The sequence below is a fragment of the Streptomyces finlayi genome, from assembly GCF_014216315.1.
GTDB classification, from domain to species: Bacteria; Actinomycetota; Actinomycetes; order Streptomycetales; family Streptomycetaceae; genus Streptomyces; species Streptomyces finlayi_A.
The window spans coordinates 5,598,006-5,618,776 of the sequence record NZ_CP045702.1; the positions used below are offsets into that span (position 1 = coordinate 5,598,006).

Genomic DNA, 20,771 nt, shown 5'->3' on the forward strand with positions numbered 1-20,771 from the left:
GCAGACTTCACCACCCACGCGAGCCAGTGGGCAGGCATGCCCGGGGCCGGATCCAGTGAGGGACGACGAATGAACGGCAGAGCCGGATCGCGCAGATGGGCCGTGCTACGCAGGCGAGTCGCCCTGAGTGTGTCGGCCGTCCTGGTCGGCACGCTTCTCCAGGGCGTCAGTGCCCCGGCGATCGCCGACGACGGCAAGGAACTCCCCGGACTGCCGAGCTCCGAGGAGCCACTTACCGGGCACACAGCCAAGGCCCGGCCCCGCACCGGCGACGGCGTACCGACCGCGCCGGAGGCCGAGCCCCGGGCGGACTGGGCCCGTGCGGGCACGGCAACGGTGAAGGTACCCGGCACGGGGCAGGCCCCCCGCAAGGCCGGGGCCCTGCCCGTCGCCCTGACCGCGCCGTCGCCGAGGACGGCCCGGCAGAAGAACGCACCCCCGCCCGCGGAGTCGGCTGCCGTGCGGGTGCTCGACCGGGCGCGAACGGCGAAGGCGGGCGTCGAGGGACTGCTGTTCACCCTCACGCCCGCGGCTCCCACCGGTGAGCGGCAGGCCGGGACGGTCGGCGTCGGTGTACAGGTCGACTACGCCGCCTTCGCCCAGGCCCACGGTGGCGCCTACGCCTCACGGCTGCGGCTGGTGCAGCTGCCCGCCTGCTCCCTCACAACCCCGGACAACCCGAACTGTCGTACGGGCAAGCCGGTCACCACCACCAACGACACAGAGAAGCACCGGCTCACCGCCACGGGCCTCGCCCTGCAGGCAGGCACTGCGACCGTACTGGCCGCCGAGGCCGGTGCCTCCAGCGAGGCCGGGGACTACACGGCCACCCCGCTCTCGCCCTCCGCGGCGTGGCACACCAACGTCAACACCGGTGACTTCACCTGGTCCTACGACATACCCGTACCGGACGTTCCCGGCGGCATGCGTCCCATCCTCGGGATGAGCTATTCCTCCGGCAGCATCGACGGCCGTACGGGCACGACCAACAACCAGTCCAGCTGGGTGGGTGACGGTTTCGACCTGTGGCCCGGTTCCATCGAACGCCGCTACAAACCGTGTGCGGACGACGACATCAAGAACGCCGACGGCCACACACCCGGCGACCTGTGCTGGGGCTACGACAACGCCTTTATCTCCTTCAACGGCAAGGCGGGAGAACTGGTCCCCACCGGCAACGACACCTTCAAGCTCCAGAACGACGACGGCACGAAGGTAAGAAGACTGACCGAGGCCACCCGCGGCAACGGCGACAACGACAACGAGTACTGGGAACTGACCACCCCGGAAGGAACCCGCTACTACTTCGGCTACCACCGACTGCCCGGCTGGGCCACCGGCAAGGAGACCACCGACTCCACGTGGACCGCCCCTGTCTACGGCGACGACAGCGGCGATCAGTGCCACGGCACGACGTTCGCCGACTCCTGGTGCCAGCAGGCCTGGCGGTGGAACCTCGACTACGCCGTCGACCTCCACGGCAACGCCGTCGCGTACTACTACGACAAGGAGACCAACTCCTACGGCCGCAACCTGAAGGACGCCGACGACACGCCGTACGTCCGCGGCGGATCCCTCGACCGTATCGAGTACGGCCTCAAGGCGACCGACCTGTACGCGGACAAGGCCCTGGCCAAGGTAGATTTCGACAACGCCGAACGCTGTCTCCCCGAAACCGGGGTGACCTGTGCTGCAGACACCATCGGCGACAAGTCCTTCTACTGGTACGACACCCCGTGGGACATGAACTGCCCCGCGGCGACCACCTGCGACCAGGGCCGGCTCTCACCCACCTTCTGGACCCGCAAACGCCTGGCCTCCCTCACCACCCAGGTCCTCGGGAGCGACGGCACCTACTCCGCTGTCGACTCATGGAAGCTCGGCCACCGTTGGGGCATGGCCGACGTCGACTACCAGCTGCTCCTCGAATCGATCCAGCACACCGGCCACACCGCGACCCCGGCCGTCACCCTGCCGAAAACCACGCTCGGCTACTCCCAGGCAGCCAACCGGCTGGACAGGACCGGCGACGGCAAGGCCCCTTTCATCAAGGAACGCCTGTCGGACATCTCAGACGAGTACGGCGGCCAAATCAGCGTCGACTACTCCGCCCCCGCCTGCGACTGGAACGCGCTTCCCGTCCCACAGACCAACACCACACGCTGCTTCCCCCAGTACATCGGGGGCAGCACCAGCGACGACCCGACCCTGCAGTGGTTCAACAAGTACGTCGTCGACGCTGTCACCCTCACCGACCGCACAGGGACTGCACCGGACCAGGTCACCCGCTACACCTACGTCGGCTATGCCGCCTGGCACTTCGACGACGACGACGGACTGACCAAGGAGAAGTTCAAAACCTGGTCCCAGTGGCGCGGCTACGGTCACGTCCGTGTCCAGACCGGTGGCGTCGGTGCCATGAAGTCTCAGGAGGAGCACTACTTCCTGCGCGGGATGCACGGCGACCGGAAAGCCCCTTCAGGCGGCACGAAGGACGTGTCCGTCTCCCTGGGGGCAGGGGAGGGTGAGCCGATCACCGACCACGAAGCCGCAGGAGGATTCGAGTACAAGTCCGCCGTGTACTCCGCGCCGGGTGGCAAGGTCCTGAAAAAGACCGTCAGCAGGCCGTGGCACCACGAGACGGCCAGGCGGACCCGCTCCTGGGGCGCGATCACGGCGAACTTCACGGGCGCGTCGAACACCCGCGTCTTCACCTCCCTCGACAACGGCACGGGCGCCAGCTGGCGCGAGACCGCCACCTCCACCACGTACGACACCGTGGCGGGCCGGGCCGTCGAGGTGAACGACCTCGCCGACACCTCCCTCACGACCGACGACCAGTGCACCCGCTCCACGTTCGCCACCAGCACCGCCAAGAACATCCTGACGCTGCCCTCCCGCGTAGAGACGGTGGCCGCCGCCTGCACGGCGACGGTCGTCGACCGCAGCAAGGACGTCATTTCCCCCACCCGCACCGCCTACGACAACGGCACGTACGGAGCGGCACCGGCCAAGGGCGACCCCACTCAGTCAGCCACACTCAAGGAGCACACCGGCAGCCGGGCCACGTACCTGGAGAACAACACCACGTACGACGCCTACGGCCGTCCCCTGAAGGCCACCGACCTGGCCGCCACAGTCGTCTTCGACACCTCGGGTACGCAGGTGTCGAAGACAGCACGCGCCGACGGACGCACGACCACAACGGCCTACACGCCCGCGTCCGGCCGGGCCGCACAGGTCACCGTGACCACCCCGCCGGCCAGAACCGCAGACGCCGCCTCCGCACAGACCAGCACCACCACACTCGACCCGCTGCGCGGCCTGCCCACCACGAAACTGGACACCAACAACCTCCGCACGGACCTCACCTACGACGCCCTCGGGCGCTCCCTGAAGGTCTGGCTGCCGAACCGCTCCAAAGCGAGCAACCACACCCCGAACCACGAGTTCACCTACACGGTCAGCGAGAGCCGGCCGGTCGCCATCGGCTCGAAGACCCTCGGCAAGAACGCCCTCCAGCTGACCACGTACACCCTGTACGACGGCTTCCTGCGCCCCCGTCAGGCACAGATCCCAGGACCGGAGGGCGGCCGGCTGGTCACCGACACCTTCTACGACGACCGGGGCCTGGCCACGAAGGCATTCGCCCCGTACTACACGACGGGCGCACCGCAGACCGGGCTGTTCACGTTGGACAACGCCCTGAGCGTCGAGACCCAGGCGTGGAACACCTACGACGGCCTGGGCCGCCTCACCGAAACCACCCAAGGAGCGGGCAACGGAGACGGACTGACGCCCCTCGGCACCACCCGCACCGTGTACGGCGGCGACCGGACGACCGTGATCCCGCCCGTCGGCGGCACCGCCACCACCAGCCTGACCGACGCCCGCGGCAAACCGTCCGAGCTACGCCAGCACCACTCGCGCAACGTCGCAGCACCCTACGACGCCACCCGCTACGAGCACACCCCCGCAGGGCAACTCGCCAAGGTCACCGACCCGGCCGGCAACACCTGGACCTACGGCTACGACCAACTGGGCCACAATGTCACCAGCAAGGACCCGGACAGCGGCACCACCGTCAGCACCTACGACGACCGGGGGCAGTTGACCTCGACCACCGACACGAGGACGGCGAAGAACAAACTCTTCTACGGCTACGACGGTCTGGGCCGCCGCACCGATCTGCGCGAGGGCTCGGCCACCGGAAACCTGTTGGCCGACTGGACCTACGACACGGTCTCCGGCGCCGAGGGCTTCCTCGCTTCCAGCACCCGCTACAGCGGTACCGCCGCCTACACCACCAAGGTGCTGGACTACGACCCGCTCTACCGCGCCACACGCACCAGCATCACCGTCCCCGCCGCCGAGGGTGCCTTGCAGGGCAGCTACCAGTTCAACACCGGTTACAACACCGACGGGACCGTCTCCGGTATCGGCTTCCCCGCGGCCGGAGCCCTGCCCGGCGGGGGTGTCACCTACAGCTACGACGACACACTGCGCCCAGTCGGGATCACCGACAGCCAGGGCCTGAAGGCCGTCACCGCGTACAGCTACACCGGGAAGCCCCTGCAGACCCAGCTGACCAACGGTGCGGCCGGGAAAATCACCCAGGTCAACAACACCTACCAACGGGGCACCCAGCGGTTGGAGACCAGCCGGGTCGACCGCGAAGACCAGCCGGGCGTCGACAAATTCGCCACGTACACGTACGACGAGGCAGGCAACATCCTCGGCGTCGCGGACGTCAACCGCACCGGTACCGACACCCAGTGCTTCACCTACGACCACCTGCAGCGGCTCACCACCGAGTGGACGCAGGCCACCACCGCCTGCGCCGACGCGCCCTCGGGCAGCTCGGTCGGCGGTCCCGCGCCCTACTGGAACTCGTACACCTACGACAAGGCGGGCAACCGCCTCACCGAGACCCGGCACGACCTCGCCGGAGACCCGGCGCAGGACACCGGCCGCACCTACGACTACCCCGACCCCGGCACCGCGCAACCCCACACCCTGACCTCGGTCACCTCGGCCGGACCGAACGGCACGGCCCGCGACTCCTACACCTACGACGAGACCGGCAACACCCGCACCCGCACAGTCGGAGGTGACAAGCAGACCCTCGAATGGGACGCGGAAGGCCATCTCGCCAAGGTCACCGAGCCCGTCGAGGGCTCCGCCGACAAGGTCACCGCATACCTCTACGACGCCGAGGGGCAGCGGCTGATCGGCCGCACCCCCACCGAGACCGTCCTCTACCTCGGACCCGCTGAGATCACGCTGGCCAAGGGGTCCACCACCCCGAAGGCCACCCGCTACATCGACCTCGGCGGGGGCAACCAGGCGGTCCAGAGCGACGGCGGCGGCATCTCCTTCACCCTCGGAGACCACCACGGCACCGGACAGCTCGCCGTCGACTCGGCCGACCTGTCCCTCACCCGGCGCAGCACCACCCCCTTCGGCAGGGCGCGAGGCGAGGAGCCCGCCGGCTGGCCCGGAACCAAGGGCTTCGTCGGTGGCACCACCGACACCAGTACCGGCCTCACCCACCTGGGCGCGCGTGAGTACGACGCATCCACCGGCCGCTTCATCAGCGTCGACCCGATCATGGACCCGGCCAGCCCGCAGCAGATCAACGGCTACGCCTACGCCAACCACTCACCCGTCACCGGGTCCGACCCCACCGGCCTGTACTGCGACAGCTGCAGCATGGGCAACCCCGACAGCGCCTGGGGACCGGGAAGCGGCCCCGGCTGCACCCACTACAACTGCTACGACAAGGACGGCAAGGTCGCCTACGTCGTACGCGAGACCGCTTGGACCCCGCCGAGCGCCAAGTCCTCTGCGGGCCGGGGCCCGAAGCCCACGTCCAAGCCTGTGGCCGAACCCCAACCGATCTTTCTGGCCGGTGTGCGCATCCCCACTCCGAAGGAGATGAACTACCGCTCCGGCTACCAGGACCTGTGGGGCGACTACCAGGCCCAGGTCATGCGTTGGTGCGAGGGCCAGTGCCATTCCAACCCCGACTCCGAGGTCTGCGCGGCCGCCCACGATCTCGGCTGGGTGCGGTCCTCCGGCATCGACCTGCTGGAACTCATCGGAGTCCGGGACGCCATCGACTGCGCCCAGGGCAGTGCCAGCGGCTGCCTGTGGACAGTGGTGGGCCTCACCCCCTGGGGCAAGGTCGGCAAGGCCGCCAAGCTGCTCAAGGCCGGCAAGCATGCCGACGCCGCCAAACTGGCCACGTGCGCCGTACGGCACAGCTTCGTGGCGGGCACCGAGGTCGCGATGGCCGACGGCACGAGCAAACCCATCGAACAGGTGGAGGCCGGCGACAAGGTCCTTGCCACCGATCCCGTGACGGGCCGGACACAGGCCCGCGAAGTGGTCGCCACCATCACCAAGGACGACGACAAGCACTACACCCGGCTTGCTGTCACCACCACCGACGGCGAAGCCGGCATCACCGCCACCGACCACCACCCCTTCTGGAGCCCGGACGCACAGGCATGGGTGAACGCCGGAGACCTCACGCCCGGCACCCGGTTGCTCACCGCGGACGGCATATCCGCGACCGTCGAGAGCATCCGGCACTTCCGGATGTCCGGCCGCACCTACGACCTCACGGTCGTTGGAGTGCATACGTACTATGTGCTGGCCGGCGAGACGCCGGTCCTCGTTCACAACACCAATTGTGACGTCGCTGGCCGAGGGCTTTGGCAGCTAACCAAGGAAGGCTCGACGAAACTCCTGAAGGGAGGTCCGTTCAAGACCACCTTCCATAAGAGCGCCTCGGACGGCACCTGGTGGACTCCGGATGTGACCGGCCACGGCCAATCGGCGTTCAAGGTCTATCGGGAGACCAGCAAGGGGCTCGAATGGATCTCGGACGCCGACAAATACGGCACCTACATGCCGGACAAGTGGAAGGGCGACACGGGGAAATTCATTCCGATGAACAAATTGAGGGGCGTCAAGGGATGATCGAGACCGCCGACGATTTCGTACGGCTGCGCAACAGCTCGGATCCTCAGCAATGCTGCAGGGCGGCAGCGGAGGAGGCGTCCGTGCAGGTATGGACGGAGGTCATCGATCGGTATCCGGAAGAACGGGTGGGGGTAGTCCAGAACAAAACGGTGCCGTTGGCTGTTCTGGAGCTATTGATCGACGACCCCGATACTCGCGTCCGCTTCATGGTGACCATGAAGCGGAAACTGTCACCGGACCTTCTCGAGCGACTCGCTCACGATGCGGACGAATCGATCAGAATGAGGGTTGCACAGCACAGGAATACGTCCAGGGAGACATTGGAATCCCTTCGACACGACCCCTGGAGCGAAGTCCGCGCGGCTGTGGAGGACCGATTGGGCGGCACCGGCAGAGATCTCCCTTGAGGAAGGAAGGCGGCCTCAAGGGCTTGCTCCGCTCGCCGCGCGGGTCCCGGCTCACGGCCGGGAGCGGTCTCCGGGGAGCAGACCATGCCCGCCATTGAAACCCGCCCGGAACCCCTGACCCGGACGCGGACTACCGGCGTCTGGTCGATTCGGCCCCAGGACCTCGCGCGTGGCGGCCTCAGTGACATGCCGGCCTCGTCCTCGAGGGCGAGGCCAGCATTGCGGGCCGCCGCTGTGCTTTTACCTGCGGCCACACCTCCTTCTTCCATAACTCCACTGCCGTGTCGTCACGGTTCGATCGCTCGCCGGGCTGGATGCCGCCACGACCAGCCATGATGCTTCAGCAGCCGCCATGTTGTTTCCACTGTGTAGCTGACGTGGAACAACCGTCCGATCAGAGTCCTCACCCGGGCCAGTGTCCACCGCTGGTCAGCGCAGTCGCGGGAGAGGGGGCCGCGCTCCAACTCCCGCTCCAATTGCGCGATCTGGTCTGCCGAAAGCCTCGGGCGCCGTGGCGATCCGCGACCCCTTCGACCGGGCGCCCTCTTCGCCCTGCTCGCGCCACTGACGGCACCAGCGCTCCACCGGCCGCTCGCTCCACCGGCCGCTCGCTCACCCGGCCGCGATCTCAACGGTTCTTCGCGCCGCTCTCGAAGCGACCGACCGCTTCCAGCCGGATCCCCTCTCTTCCAGCCCTCTTGGCATCGGTCAAACCGCCGCTCTGCGCGTATCGCACACCCCACAACTATCGCCCCGACTCGGCCGGTGACATGCGAACGGCCCGACATCACCCAATTAAGTTGAGTAGCAGGCAGGGGGTGTTCCGACAGTCTAGAGGTGTCCGTGCGGTCGCTGTTGGCGTACTAAGGATCGGGCTGCGCTTGCCTGGAAGAGGTGGCTTCACCTCGATCAGGGCGACGCCGAGGATATCGACGCCTGGTCTTCATGAGGTGTTCGAACGGAAGCGGTGTCGATGCATCTCGTTCGTACGGTCGACGCACTTACTGTTACGAACAAGTGGAGTGACGGCTCCGGGGTGATGTGCGGGGGACGCGTGATGGTTCGATGCCGGTATCCGGTACTGGCTGGGGTGTCGTTCCTCATCGCGGGATGCCAGGTCGTTCCGCAGACAGCCGACCAGCGGAGCGCTGTTCCGCCAACTGTGCTGCGGTGCGCGCCAACTGACGTGTTCGTGTCGGGCCGGATGGGCTACGACGTCTTCCGCATACCGGCACTGGTCACGGTGAGGGAGTCGAGTTCCGATCGTCCGGTCCTGGTCGCATTCGCGGAAGGCCGTCGCGATGGCGCCGCGGATCACGGCGATATCGACGTCGTGCAGCGGGTGTCACGAGACGGCGGCTGCACCTGGTCCGCACTGACCCGGGTCGCGGACGCAGGCTCGGACACGCTGGGAAATCCCGCCCCCGTGGTCGACGCGTCCGGTACCCGGATGGTCCTCCTCACCACACGTAACGGCGGCCGGACGACGGAGCGCGCCATCATGACGGGCGCTGCGGCTTCCCGGGACGGGCGGCGCGTCTACGTCCAGTCGAGTACGGACGCGGGATTGTCCTGGTCTCCGCCCCATGAGATCACCGATGCGGTGAAGCGCCAGGACTGGCGCTGGTACGCCACGGGGCCTGGACACGGGATCACCCTGACCCACGGCGCTCACGCGGGCCGCATCGTGGTGGCAGCGAACCATTCCGTCGCCCCCGGACCCGGGAGCTCGGATACGGGGGTGGAACCGCACCACTACGCCGGCCACTCCCTGATCAGTGACGACGGCGGTGCGACCTGGCGAGTCGGTTATGTCGACCCCGCCGGGGGCGAGCTGCATCACGTCAATGAGACCGCGGTCGCTGAACTCCCGGATGGGCAGGTGTATTTCAACGCCCGCAACCAGCACGGAAGCGCGCCGGGCAGTCGTGTGCACGCCTGGAGCCGCGACGGTGGCGTCACATTGGAATCGCCCTTCGAGGCAGTCGCGGACATCACCGCGCCCACGGTGCAGGGAAGTCTCCTCCACGTGGGCGACAGCGCGGCGGGCGGCTCGCTGTTCATGGCCGCACCATCCGACCCCGAAGACCGTGCGCGGATGACGGTGCGTACGAGTGGCGACGGTGGTGCGACCTGGTCCGACGGGTTAGTCGTCTCCCCGAGCAAGGCTGCCTACTCCGACATGGCACGCGTCGACGCGGACCACGTCGGCCTGCTGTACGAGACGGGTCGCACCTCGGCGTATGACGCCATCCGGTTCACCCCGATCGCCCTCGCCGATCTCACGAACTGAGCGCCCAGAGCTCACGAACTGGCGTAACTTCCGGCGGACATGCGGCAATCCCCTACGTTCACGGTCACGTCGGCCGATGCGGCGTTATCGGACCTGTTCGCGGTAGACGTCCTGGTCGTACTCGCGGCCGAAGAAGAGTGAATCCGGTGCGCGGCCTGGGTGCCGACCCGGCCACTGAAGGCGGGATGGCGTCGATCAGCTGCATGCGCGGTGTGAGGTCGTTGCGGTTGCCACCGGTGAGAATCACGGCGAGCGGGGTTCCATGCCTGTCCGTTATCAGGTGACGTTTCCGCGGCTCACGGAGACGCCCCGATGGCCACGGCCGAGTCGTAGGCTTGTGCCGCTCAACGTTTTCCGTGTCAGAGAAGATCCGAGTCGCTCATTACGAAAAGTGATTGCGCGAGGGCGCGAGGCGATGGGCCAACAGTTCAAGATCACTAAGATCTGGCGACGGTGAGGGCGACCCTTTCCCCGCGCTCCTCTGCAGTAGTACATGCGTGAGGCGGTGGGTGCGGCGAACGCCGCACGGTTCCCGTGCGAGCCGGATCGAGGAGGACCCAGCCGGATTGAAACGGGCTGCTTTGTCCGTTGTTTCGGCATCATTGCAGGTGAGAGGCGTCACCTGAATGGGTTCGAGTCCCACCCGCCCCACCAAGATCCCCAGGCAGAAACGTTCTGACCTGGGGAAACGTGTCTTCTGGGGGCCGTTTAGCGTGCGGCGAACGCCTCGTGGAGTGCGGCGAACGTGGTGCGTCTGGCGTCCAGGTCGGGTGTTGCGCGGCTGTGACCTGGGCTTTTGGCGGGGCCGTGTCCGTGGGAGGGTTATGAATGCTCCCACGGCTGCCTCCCGCCTGAACGGCGAGATGTTTCGAACCCGGGGACGTTCGATCTGGGCACGGCGCCATTCCAACGTCTGCCTATAGCACCCAGTGTTAGCGGCGCCGCGGTGAGTAGTTCCTCGCGTCCTGCCACGGGAGCTGCTTCGGGTTGATGCCGACGAATCAAGCCATTAGGATGAGGCCGCCGTGGGTGCGCACACTGTACGTACGAGCCGCTGATGGACTGGCGGCAGCTCGCGATCTTGCGGGAACTCTCGGTCTCCTTCAGGTGGTTGCGAGAGCTGCGGCTAGGAGCAGCAGTGCAAGTCCGCCCACTGCGATGACACTGCCGATGAGCCTGAAGAACAACGGCCGAACGATGTCGGTATCGGCGAGGCCTAGATTGCCAGTCTGCTGCGCCTTCAGCTCGATGGCAGCCCGACGGCGCTTCATCGTGAGGTTCACAGCGCCACGCACGTCGAAGGCCCACCTTCCTCCGTAACAAACGGCTGCGATTCCCAGCACGGCGATGACAATGAGAGCCCCGGTCGGGGTGGAGGAATCCGCAGCCAGCGTGGCGGTGATCATGAACATGAGGCGCATCATGGCACGTAGGCGCGGGCGCGTCACTGTTCCACCGGGATGCTTCGCAGGAGGCTACTGCCTGGTCGTCAATGGTTACTTTCTGCGCATGATCTTTTCGTGCCAGCGGGCGAAGTAGGCGTGGACGGTGTCCCAGTGCGGGTAGCTGTGCGGCAGATAGCGCCAGGGGGTCCCGGGTCCGATTCACGTAGAGGACCGCGTTCAGAAGGCTGCAGGTCATGGTTCGGCGGCCTGCTTATGTCCAGCCCGTGGCCTCGGTGCTCTGACCGCCAGGCGGTCAGGACCGGCTCGACCAGCTTCGGCCGGGCATCGGAGAGGTCGCTTGGAAAACGGCGACTCTCAGGCATGTTTCGGGAATACCCGCCAGCCAAGGCCCTCTCTGTCAGCCTTGGGTGAGACGTTCCGCTTCGGCGGGTTAGCCTGAGAGGGCACGACAGGAGAACCACGCCTCATGACCAGCACCAAGCCCGCCGGATCCGACCCGGCTCCCAGGCCGAAGCGCCGCTCCTTCAGCCCGGAGTACAAACTGCGGATCGTCGCCGAGTGCGACGGCGCGCCCAGGAACGAGAAGGGTGCGGTCCTGCGCCGCGAACGGCTCTACCACTCGCACGTCAAGGAATGGCGGGCCGCGCGGGATGCCGGTGCCCTGGAAAACCTGGTCGACCGCCGGACCGGCCCGGCCCGTGTGAAGAAGTCCGCCACGGAGGTGGAGAACGAGAAGCTGCGGCAGCAGGTGGAGCGGCTGCAGAAGGACCTGGCCCGGAACAAGGCCGCACTCGAGGTGATGGGAAAAGCTTCCGCGCTCTTGGAAATGATCTCCGAGAGCGCGGACTGAATCCTGCCGCCGGCCCTGTCGTGGCCGAGGCGTTCACCGGCGTCGAGGCTCAGCTGGGCATCACGGCGGCCTGTCGGCTGACCGGGCGCTCTCGGGCCACCCACTACCGCCGGCTGCGGCCGGTACCACCGCGCAGAGCACGTGTCCCGCAGGTGCAGCCGTCGGCCCTGACAGCCGAAGAGCGTGCGGCCGTAGTGGAGTTGATGAACAGCGAAGAGTACGCCGAGCTGGCTCCCGCACAGATCTGGGCGCGTGAGCTGGATGCCGGGCGCTATCACTGCTCCGTCTCGACGATGTACCGGATCCTGCGCGAGCGGGGGCAGTCCGGCGAGCGCCGGCGGCAGGCCACCCATCCCGCCAAGGCGGTGCCCGAGCTGGTCGCCACCGCGCCGTCGCAGGTGTTCACCTGGGACATCACCAAGGCGGCCGGACCGCTCAAGGGCGTCTGGTATCACGCGTACGTGATCATCGACATCTTCAGCCGGTACATCGTCGGCCACACCGTCGAGCGGGCCGAATCCGCGGTGCGTGCCGAGGAGCTGATCCGCGAGACGATCACCCGCAACGGCATCGTGCCCGAGACCGTTCACGCGGACCGCGGCACCTCGATGACGAGCAAGAAGGTCTCCCAGCTGCTGATCGACCTGGGGGTGACGCGGTCGCACTCGCGGCCGAAGGTCTCCAACGACAATCCTTACAGCGAGGCCCACTTCAAGACCACGAAGTACATGTCCGACTACCCCGAGCGATTCGATTCGCTGGCCCACGCCCGCGAGTGGTTCGACGCGTTCATCGCGTACTACAACCATGAGCACCGGCATTCCGGCATCGGCTGGCACACCCCCGCATCCGTCCACTTCGGGACCGCCGAGGAGGTCCGCGACCAGCGCGCGGTCACCCTCGCCGAGGCATACGCCCGCCACCCCGAACGCTTCGGCCGCCGCCCCCGACCACCCGAGATACCCCAGACGGCCTGGATCAACGACCCGGCCAAGCGCCGCGAACCCGCACCACAAACCCCATAGCGATACGACCGTCTCACTGGACTTGAAATCTTCCGTCGCCGGTTTCATCCACCACCAGCACCGCCTGGCCGTCGGCGAGTTCACCGGCGGTCCACATCGCGATCCGGTCTCGGGCGGTGTCGTGGTCGACGGCCGCGCGGGACAGGAAGTGCTGCAGCCGGTGGGGGCCGGAGTGTCCGAGTGCCTCGGCCAGAGTCCAGCAGTTGCGGGTGTCCTGCTCCATCAGCATGGCCTCGCACATCTCCCGCGCCAGAGCGCGGGGTTCACGGCGTCCGAAACAGTCCGTGATCCGGCCGGTCACCGCCCCAAGCGCAGCCGTCCACTCCCGCTCGGCTATCGTGGCCTCCACGGCCACCTGCTCTTGATACGTCGTCACAAACGTTCATGATCACGGTGGCCGTACCCATGCCCGCAGCCAACCCGGCCCGCTGACCAGCTACGAAGCCCTACAGGCCGGAACTACAGCTGCCGTGGCTGAGCCAGCGCCGCAGACGAGTTGACATTTGCGGTCAGGCAGGGAAGCCCTGTGGGGCTGCCCTGCCACCGCCGGCGGCGGGGTGTGTCCCGGAGCGGCGGGTTTCTGGAGCCGGGCGGCTGGGTCACGCGGCGGCTTGCTGGGGCCGGAGCTGTGCGGGGATTTCGTTTCGCTGAAATTACTCCATTCTCCGATCCGTCTCCGAGGTAGATGCATGCCAATACGCGACCCAGAACATAACGGGTGTTACGCTCTCGCTTGGACGATCAATCGATCCCCCGCAGACACGAATGGAGCAACGATGGCCAGTAACAAGTCATTCAATTCAGGCGACAAGGCGAAGGATCGGGGAACACTCGCCGGGGGCTTGCTCGTGCCGAACAAGGGCCCGGTCATCGTCAATGGTGAGGTGATGCCTCAAGACTTCATCCCCAGCATCACCTCGATCGCCGTCACAGGTGACAGCGGCCCGGTCTTCACCTGCACCATCACGGTCGAAGGGGCATGCCCCAAAGGCAAGACCGACAACAAGCTGGAGTTCACCGACGAGTCAGGTGACACCTACGTCTTGCGCATCTACAGTGAGACGCGGGCGAAGCACACCGTGTACTACAACAGCTCGGCCCCGAACATCACCAATATCACCTGGGATATCTGAGGGCAACCGAGAAAGGCATACCGCCGAGAAGTAGCCTCGTCGCCCACAAACTCGGGTAGGTCAGGCTCTGCGCCCATGCCTACCTGACATTCCGGTGCTTCTGCCCTGGTGATTCACGCGCCGGGCAGAGGAATCGGTGGTGGCCCATTGGAGTATCGATTCCAGATTTCCCTCCGCCGCCAGTCGCGCCTTTTCTACCCGGGGTTTCGTTTGCCGTGAGTGAGGTTTTCTCAGCGATGATCACTTCCACATTCCGTTGAGGACGAGGGCGGCGCGCATGAGAGCGTCGATGCATTCGGGGCTGAGGGTGATGCGCTTGAGCGTGCGCCAGCGTTCCTTGAGTTCGGCGGCGGCGCGCTCCCCCGAGGGCCGGACTCCTCGTAGTAGGGCGTTGTAGGTCTGAGTGTCGGGGTGAAGTTGCAGGTGGGAGCTTCCTTTAGGCTTCTTGAACGGGTGGTAGACGCCGATCCCGGCACCCTGGTACCCGGAGTCCGCGAGCGTGGGCAACCCGTCGGCGGCCGCCTTGTAGAGGGCGGGCAGGCAGTGCTCGCGCGCGGCGGTGATGTCGTGGACGGAGCCGGGCTCGGTATCGGAGACCCACAGCGGAGTGCCGTCCGGGGCGGACAGGAACTGCCCGTCGCACCGAATGCCCGGTGCTTGCCGGAGTAGCACGTATCAACCTCTTTGCCCTCCTCGTTGAAGCGGCTGCCTGCGACGCGGTCGGTCTCGATGAGGGTGCCGTCCAGCACGACGTGACTCATGCCCCTCTCCCGACAGGACTTCAGCACGGCATGGAGATCTGGGGCTTGGCCTGCGAGCACATCGATTCCCTCGTGGAGGTACCGGTAACCGGTGGCCTGCGAGACGCCCGCATCGCGGGCCAGGCAGTGCACACACCCGTGTTCCCGGAACCAGCGCAGACCGTGAGTACTCATTGTGTTTGGCGCATTTAGCGGCTCGCGAAGCGGAGGAGGATGTCGATGGCGACGTACGTGGAGGCGTGGGATCTGTCCCACGGGAAACTGGAGTCATTCAATGTCGACTTCGAGGACGAGCCCGACGGGCGCAAGGGGGTCAGCCGCGAGGAATTGATCTCCCTAGTGCGGGAGCGCGACGGCATCCTGCGGGTGAACCGCGCGGCTGGACTGGGGTGGAGCGGAGCCGGGGGGGCAGGACCCAGGGAGGGAGGCTTCGGCAGGGGTGATCACATGACGCTGCCTGGGGTGCCCGACCTCGGCGGCATCGCCGTCCGCTGCCCCACGTCTGGCTGTGGGTTCTCCGGGTTGACATGGACGTGGGACACGCAGTCGCCGCCGACATGCCCGTGGGACGCCACTGCACTCGAGCGGGCGTGATCGATGCCGTCACTCGCTGAGACAGCCACTGACCTGGGCAAAAGCCTCGGCGCCCGGTTCCTGGGAATCGGTGTTGTGCCAGCACTACTACTCGTCGTGCTCTTCGGTGCGCTCCTTGGTGGTGGGGCCCCGGGCAATCAGCCAACGTTGCATCAGATGTCGCACACCATCAGCACGCTCTCTGGTGCCGAGTTTGCCTCTCTCGCTGTCCTCGTCGTCGCCGTCGCGCTCGTCCTCCAGCCACTCCAACTCGGGTTAGTCCGCCTCCTCGAGGGTTACTGGCCGAAAGTTGGCTTCCTGGCCCACGCCACCGCGTGGGCCAAGGACCGGCAAGGCAACCACTGGGAAGACCTGCGGCGGGCCACGACGATCAGTGCCGAGAATGTGGGCTCGGACGCCACCGCCACTGCGCAGCTTGATGCTTCCCGGTGGGCGATCGCGTTTCCGCCAAGCAAGGACCGAGTCCTGCCGACCCGACTTGGCAACGCACTCCGAGCCGCCGAGGATCGGGGTGGGCGGCCATATGGTCTCGACACCGTGACAGCGTGGCCACGGCTGTACCCGCTGTTGCCAGACAGACTTTCTGCAATCATCGACGACGGGCGTGACCAGCTCGACTATTCATCGCGGTTCGTGGCGACATTCGCAATCGGCGCGATCGGCTCCCTCATGCTCCTTGCGGCGCACGGCGGGTGGTGGTTGGTCCTTCCTGCAATCCTCGCCGCCCTAACCTGGCTGTCCTACGCAGCGGCGGTCGCCGCGGCCCGAGCGTACGGACAGTCGGTGTGCGCAGCATTCGACCTTCACCGCTTTGCTTTGTTTACAGCTGCCCACATCGCGCTCCCGCCGAACGGAGCCACGGAGCAGCAACTCGGCGAGAGGCTCACTCGCTTGTGGAGCCTGCGCGATGTGGCACTGGTGACGCCGATGACGTACGACCACGGCGAACAGTCACGGCAGCTGTAGTTCCTTGATCGGTGGGTCATCGTTGCTGGTCAAGCGGTTGCTGCGGCGGTGATGTTGTTCCAACGGCGGTGGGCTTCGGCGGCCTGGTGCTGGTGGTGCCGGCGCCAGGCAGACCAGTGCAGGACGTGCTCGCGGTCGCGTCGGGGGCTCCAGAGGACGGCATGGTCCTGTAGAGCGGTTGCTGCTGCTTCGGTCGAGGTCACTCGCTCATGATTGCCTTCATCGTGCGTCCGGTCGAGCAGGCTTCATCGAGGCTCCTGCTGCCGTGATCTCGCTACGTCGCAGGAGTCCGGTGCGGCCTAGCTAAGACTTGTCCCGTAACTGCTGGTCACACATGAGATGATCTTGTGGTGTCTGGTGTGATCACGGCGTCGGAGCCGTCCTGGATAGCCCCGTTCACCGGGCTGGGCCCGCGCTCCTTCGGCAAGCTCGTGGCCGCGCTGCGCCGCGAAGGGGCAGATCCGGTCCGCAAGGGCCGACCGTGGTCTCTTCCGCTGGAGGACCGGGTGCTGCTCGTGGCAGCGTACTGGCGCACGAACCTGACGATGCGCCAACTCGCCCCGCTCTTCGGTATCTCGAAATCCGCGGCCGACCGCATCATCGACCACCTCGGCCCCGCGCTTGCTCTGCAGCCCCGCAAGCGATTCCGCAAGGACACCGTGCTGATCGTGGACGGCACCCTGGTGCCCACCCGCGACCACTCCATCGCCGCGCAGTCCAAGAACTACCGGTACTCCACGAACCACCAGGTCGTCATCGATGCCGACACCCGGCTCGTCGTGCTGGTCGGCCGGCCCCTGCCCGGTAACCGCAACGACTGCAAGGCGTGGGAGGAGTCCGGCGCGAAGGCCGCCGTCGGCAAGACCATGACCATCGCCGACGGCGGCTACCCAGGCACCGGACTCGTCATGCCCCACCGCCGCCGCAAAGGCGAAGAGCTATCCGACTGGAAACAGGCCCACAACACGTCCCACAAAAAGTCCGAGCCCGCGTCGAGCACGTCTTCGCCCGCATGAAGACCTGGAAGATCCTCCGCGACTGCCGCCTCAAAGGCGATGGCGTCCACCACGCCATGCTCGGAATCGCTCGCCTCCACAACCTCAACCTCGCCGGATAGGCGAGCAGCCGGACTGGCAACCGACCACGCCCACACCCAGTCGAAGATCATTTACGGGACAAGACTTAGGCAGTTTCGTTTGGATCACCGAGTAGACCAGAGGAAGATGCCCGCGATGTGGAGTCCAGCCAGGTAGATGGTTGCGGTCTTCTCGTAGCGGGTGGCAATGCCCCGCCACCGCTTCAGGCGGTTGATGCAGCGTTCGACGGTGTTGCGTTGCTTGTATGCCTCGCGGTCGAAGGCGGGTGGCCTGCCGCCCCGGCTGCCGCGCCGCAGCCGGTGGCCGCGCTGATCGGCCGGCACGGGGATGACCGCCCGGATCCCACGCTTGCGCAGGTGCTCGCGGATCGCGCGGGAGGAGTACGCCTTATCGGCCAGGACCACGTTCGGCCTGGTACGGGGACGTCCTCGCCGTCGAGGAACGCGGAGACGGGCCATGACGTGTGTGAAGGCGGGTGCGTCACCGGCCTGTCCGGCGGTGAGCACGAAAGCCAGTGGCCGGCAGTGGGCATCGGAGGCAAGGTGGATCTTCGTGGTCAGTCCACCGCGGGACCGGCCGATGGCGTGGTCTGCCGGTTCGCCAATTGGGGCCCCTTTTTGCGGGCTCCGGCCGCGTGCTGGTGTGCACGCACGATGGTGGAGTCGACCGAGACTGCCCAGTTGAGGTCTTCGTCGGCATCGGCTTGTGCGACCAGCGCGGTGAACACCCGCTCCCAGGTGCCGTCGATGGCCCACATCCGCAGCCTGTTGTAGACGCCTCGCCAGTTGCCGTACTTCTCGGGGAGGTGGACCCACTGCGTTCCGGTCCGGAACTTGAAGGCGATCGCGTCGATCACCTCCCGGTGGTCCCAATGGTCCTGAGTTAGCTGCCCGGGGTGCGATGATCTTGGGGTGGAGCGGATTGAGGGTGTGGCCGCGGGGCGGCTGACGGATGACGTGTCGATCGGGTTGCTGGCGGCGGTGTTCCCGGAGGAGGCCGTGCGGGCGGCGATCGATGAGGCGGGGGCGCGTGAGGAGCGAACGCGGTCGTTGCCGGCGAAGTTGATGATGTATTTGTCGCTGGCGTTGTGGTTGGAGCCGGGCAAGGGGTACGTGCGCACCCTGCGGGGCCTGCTGGAGGGGCTGCGGTGGTCGCGGGGCGGCTGGGGCGAATACCGGGTGCCCAGTGACGGGGCGATCTCGCTGGCCCGTTACCGGTTGGGTGAGGCGCCGTTGCGGAACCTGTTCGACGAGGTCGCAGCCCCGGTGGCCGATGAGCGCACCCCGGAGGCGTTCTGGCGGGGGCTGCGGTTGATGGCGGTGGACGGCACGGTCTTCGATGTGCCCTCGGGGAAGCGGAACGAGGCGGCGTTCGCGGTTCCGGCCGGTGGAAGCCGGCCGCAGGTCCGCCTGGTGGCGCTGGCCGAGTGCGGCACGCTGGCCCTGACCGGGGCGGCCTTCGACTCCATCGCGGTCGGTGAACGCACCCTGTTCACCCGCCTGTTGGACCGGTTGGCGCCCGGCATGCTGCTGCTGGCCGACCGCGGCTTCCCCTCGTTCGGCCTGTACCGGGCTGCCGCCGCGACGGGCGCACAACTGCTGTGGCGCGTCTCGGCTTCCTTCACCCTGCCCGTCAAGAAACGGCTGGCCGACGGCACGTACCTGTCCGAACTGCGCGGCGAGCGGAAGTCGCAGCGGGTCACGGTACGAGTCATCGAGTACTCCGTCGCCGACGACGGCGGAATCAGCGAGGTCTTCTGCCTCATCACCACCCTGCTGGACCCTGAGCACGCGCCCGCTTTGGAGCTGGCCCGCAACTACGCCGAACGCTGGTCGGTGGAAGTGCTCTTCAAACTGCTCAAGGTCGACCTGCGGCAAAGTGGCGGCATCCTGCGCTCGGGCAAACCCGAGGGAGTACGACAAGAACTGTGGGCGCTACTCTGCGTCTACCAGGCCCTGCGCACCCTGATCGCCAGGGCCGCCGTGATCGCGGGCATCGACCCCGCCCGCATCAGCTTCCCGCCCGTCCTGGACGCCGTCAAAAGCTCCCTCAGGACGGCTTTTTCCCCCTGACCAGCTCGCGAAGGCCCTGCACTTCCTCATAGCCGACCTCCCCGGCATGCACATCCGAGACCGCCCCACCCGCACCACGCCCCGCACCACGAAACGCCCCCATCTCAGCTACCAAACCCGCAGCTCAACCGACCCCGGAACCCGGCGCGTCACCCGCACCATCGTGCTCCACACACTGACACCCGACCCGATCTAACTCATGGCCATTGCCGGTGGTCCCGCCACCTGCCTCCCCGTTTCGGAGTCCGGTCAGGGAGCAACGGCTCGATCCGTGCCCACTGCGCATCGGTCAGCGACATGACCGGACAACGAGGTACACCGTTGCCGGATACTGCTCTATTCAGCCACGTCCGGCATCCGACGTCGCGCCTCCGACATCCACAGCCCTTCACCGCCGCGCGTCATGGACTCATTACACCCCTCGGCTGCATCCTCCAGGTAGTTCAGCCGGGCCTGCGTCAAACTCAGCCCGCCGTTGGGCCCGCCTCGCACGATGTGCGCATCCGCGTCGTCCTGGCCGTCGTCCTCCCATCCGCACTCCGGACAGATTTCGAAGTTGGCCCGTTCCTCCAAAGTCTGCTGGAAACAGCAGGGACACGCGATGAGGTTGTGAGTGGCGTCGCTCGACAGACCAGGGAACGGTTCTTTGGAGACCATGGGTGCCATCATTCCGTCTCCCTCCAATGATCCAAACGAAAGTGCCTAGACGATATTCAGGCTTCCGTCGGGCTGCTCTTGCCATCTGCTGGGGACTTCACTGCACCCGCGACCCGTTACAGAGTGTGACTGGCTGCGGTGTGTCGAGCGGCAAAGGCAGAACTGCCCGTCGTACCCCGGGGGGATTCGGAGATGCTGACAGGCGAGCCTCCCCCCAGGCCCGCGGGGAGGCTCAGCGAGACCCGTGCAGCGGGGACGAAGTGGTGTGGCGAACACCTAACCGATGCCCATTCGAGCGGGATCGAGGGGGATACAGTCGGATGGAAACGGGTGGCTATGTCCGTTGTTTTGGCATCGTCGCAGGTGAGAGGTGTCACTTGAATGGGTTCGAGTCCCACCCGCCCCACCCAGTATCCCCAGGCAGAATCGTTCTGACCTGGGGAAACGCGTTTTTCGGGGGCGTTTTCGCGTGCAGCGTTCGCCGCACGTAGGTGCAGCGAACGTGAGGCTTGGGTCTTTC

The 20,771-nt window shown here is 66.6% G+C and carries 14 protein-coding genes and 5 pseudogenes; 10 read left to right on the forward strand and 9 right to left on the reverse strand.

What is annotated here, in order from left to right; genetic code table 11:
- Positions 1-69: 69 nt before the first annotated feature.
- Together F0344_RS25610 and F0344_RS25615 are read left to right on the forward strand one after the other, a co-directional pair.
- Positions 70-6,987: a polymorphic toxin-type HINT domain-containing protein gene (locus tag F0344_RS25610; RefSeq protein ID WP_185301009.1), complete on the forward strand. Its 6,918-nt coding sequence runs from the start codon at positions 70-72 to the stop codon at positions 6,985-6,987.
- A complete protein-coding gene (locus tag F0344_RS25615; RefSeq protein ID WP_185301010.1) occupies positions 6,984-7,397 on the forward strand; it encodes a hypothetical protein in 414 nt (137 codons plus the stop codon). The genes F0344_RS25610 and F0344_RS25615 overlap by 4 nt, the downstream gene beginning before the upstream one ends.
- Positions 7,398-7,471: 74 nt before the next feature.
- Here the strand turns inward: F0344_RS25615 and F0344_RS25620 are convergent.
- Positions 7,472-8,133 (reverse strand): annotated as a pseudogene (locus F0344_RS25620) (winged helix-turn-helix domain-containing protein); the annotation flags it as partial.
- Positions 8,134-8,589: 456 nt separating this feature from the next.
- Here F0344_RS25620 and F0344_RS25625 point away from each other — a divergent pair.
- Complete coding sequence (locus F0344_RS25625; RefSeq protein WP_219732154.1) at positions 8,590-9,690, forward strand: sialidase family protein; 1,101 nt, start codon at positions 8,590-8,592, stop codon at positions 9,688-9,690.
- A gap of 87 nt (positions 9,691-9,777) precedes the next feature.
- Here F0344_RS25625 and F0344_RS36125 read toward each other — a convergent pair.
- From F0344_RS36125 to F0344_RS25635, 3 genes and pseudogenes are all read right to left on the reverse strand, one after another.
- Positions 9,778-10,018 (reverse strand): annotated as a pseudogene (locus F0344_RS36125) (transposase); the annotation flags it as partial.
- 775 nt (positions 10,019-10,793) lie between these two features.
- The gene (locus F0344_RS25630) at positions 10,794-11,102 is read right to left on the reverse strand and encodes a hypothetical protein (protein ID WP_185301012.1); all 309 of its coding nucleotides are present in this window, start codon (positions 11,100-11,102) and stop codon (positions 10,794-10,796) included.
- A gap of 102 nt (positions 11,103-11,204) precedes the next feature.
- Positions 11,205-11,458 (reverse strand): annotated as a pseudogene (locus tag F0344_RS25635) (transposase); the annotation flags it as partial.
- A gap of 104 nt (positions 11,459-11,562) precedes the next feature.
- Here F0344_RS25635 and F0344_RS25640 point away from each other — a divergent pair.
- Together F0344_RS25640 and F0344_RS25645 are read left to right on the forward strand one after the other, a co-directional pair.
- Positions 11,563-11,946, forward strand: a complete 384-nt coding sequence (locus F0344_RS25640; protein ID WP_185301013.1) for a transposase — start codon at positions 11,563-11,565, stop codon at positions 11,944-11,946.
- Positions 11,947-11,966: 20 nt separating this feature from the next.
- A complete protein-coding gene (locus tag F0344_RS25645) occupies positions 11,967-12,971 on the forward strand; it encodes an IS3 family transposase (RefSeq protein ID WP_185301014.1) in 1,005 nt (334 codons plus the stop codon).
- 13 nt (positions 12,972-12,984) lie between these two features.
- Here F0344_RS25645 and F0344_RS25650 read toward each other — a convergent pair whose 3' ends face one another.
- Positions 12,985-13,347 carry a transposase gene (locus tag F0344_RS25650; protein ID WP_185301015.1) on the reverse strand — a complete coding sequence of 121 codons (363 nt, stop codon included), beginning with the start codon at positions 13,345-13,347 and terminating at the stop codon, positions 12,985-12,987.
- A gap of 400 nt (positions 13,348-13,747) precedes the next feature.
- On the opposite strand from F0344_RS25650, the gene F0344_RS25655 reads away from it, so the two are divergent.
- Complete coding sequence (locus tag F0344_RS25655; RefSeq protein ID WP_185301016.1) at positions 13,748-14,104, forward strand: hypothetical protein; 357 nt, start codon at positions 13,748-13,750, stop codon at positions 14,102-14,104.
- A 240-nt stretch (positions 14,105-14,344) separates the two neighbouring features.
- On the opposite strand, the gene F0344_RS25660 is transcribed toward F0344_RS25655, so the two are convergent.
- Positions 14,345-14,776: a transposase family protein gene (locus tag F0344_RS25660; protein ID WP_185301017.1), complete on the reverse strand. Its 432-nt coding sequence runs from the start codon at positions 14,774-14,776 to the stop codon at positions 14,345-14,347.
- Between the two features lie 308 nt (positions 14,777-15,084).
- Here F0344_RS25660 and F0344_RS25665 point away from each other — a divergent pair, with 308 nt between their 5' ends.
- Together F0344_RS25665 and F0344_RS25670 are read left to right on the forward strand one after the other, a co-directional pair.
- Complete coding sequence (locus F0344_RS25665; RefSeq protein ID WP_185301018.1) at positions 15,085-15,459, forward strand: hypothetical protein; 375 nt, start codon at positions 15,085-15,087, stop codon at positions 15,457-15,459.
- Between the two features lie 156 nt (positions 15,460-15,615).
- Entirely contained in the window at positions 15,616-16,425 is an 810-nt protein-coding gene (locus tag F0344_RS25670) for a hypothetical protein (RefSeq protein WP_185301019.1), read from the forward strand.
- A 29-nt stretch (positions 16,426-16,454) separates the two neighbouring features.
- On the opposite strand, the gene F0344_RS25675 is transcribed toward F0344_RS25670, so the two are convergent.
- The gene (locus tag F0344_RS25675) at positions 16,455-16,628 is read right to left on the reverse strand and encodes a hypothetical protein (protein ID WP_185301020.1); all 174 of its coding nucleotides are present in this window, start codon (positions 16,626-16,628) and stop codon (positions 16,455-16,457) included.
- A 147-nt stretch (positions 16,629-16,775) separates the two neighbouring features.
- Between F0344_RS25675 and F0344_RS25680 the strand changes: the two are divergent.
- Positions 16,776-17,542 (forward strand): annotated as a pseudogene (locus F0344_RS25680) (transposase).
- An 84-nt stretch (positions 17,543-17,626) separates the two neighbouring features.
- On the opposite strand, the pseudogene F0344_RS25685 reads toward F0344_RS25680, so the two are convergent.
- Positions 17,627-18,390 (reverse strand): annotated as a pseudogene (locus tag F0344_RS25685) (IS5 family transposase); the annotation flags it as partial.
- Positions 18,391-18,433: 43 nt separating this feature from the next.
- On the opposite strand from F0344_RS25685, the gene F0344_RS25690 reads away from it, so the two are divergent.
- Entirely contained in the window at positions 18,434-19,594 is a 1,161-nt protein-coding gene (locus F0344_RS25690) for an IS4 family transposase (RefSeq protein ID WP_185297178.1), read from the forward strand.
- 336 nt (positions 19,595-19,930) lie between these two features.
- Here F0344_RS25690 and F0344_RS25695 read toward each other — a convergent pair whose 3' ends face one another.
- On the reverse strand, positions 19,931-20,263 hold the full coding sequence (locus F0344_RS25695; RefSeq protein ID WP_258050111.1) for a CPCC family cysteine-rich protein: 333 nt from the start codon (positions 20,261-20,263) through the stop codon (positions 19,931-19,933).
- Positions 20,264-20,771 lie beyond the last annotated feature (508 nt).

Coding starts and splice junctions, on each gene's coding strand:
- F0344_RS25630 (WP_185301012.1), bottom strand. CDS start 11,102: ATGTTCATGATCACCGCCACGCTGGCTGCGGATTCCTCCACCCCGACC.
- F0344_RS25655 (WP_185301016.1), top strand. CDS start 13,748: ATGGCCAGTAACAAGTCATTCAATTCAGGCGACAAGGCGAAGGATCGG.
- F0344_RS25670 (WP_185301019.1), top strand. CDS start 15,616: ATGTCGCACACCATCAGCACGCTCTCTGGTGCCGAGTTTGCCTCTCTC.
- F0344_RS25695 (WP_258050111.1), bottom strand. CDS start 20,263: ATGATGGCACCCATGGTCTCCAAAGAACCGTTCCCTGGTCTGTCGAGC.
- F0344_RS25615 (WP_185301010.1), top strand. CDS start 6,984: ATGATCGAGACCGCCGACGATTTCGTACGGCTGCGCAACAGCTCGGAT.
- F0344_RS25640 (WP_185301013.1), top strand. CDS start 11,563: ATGACCAGCACCAAGCCCGCCGGATCCGACCCGGCTCCCAGGCCGAAG.
- F0344_RS25610 (WP_185301009.1), top strand. CDS start 70: ATGAACGGCAGAGCCGGATCGCGCAGATGGGCCGTGCTACGCAGGCGA.
- F0344_RS25665 (WP_185301018.1), top strand. CDS start 15,085: ATGGCGACGTACGTGGAGGCGTGGGATCTGTCCCACGGGAAACTGGAG.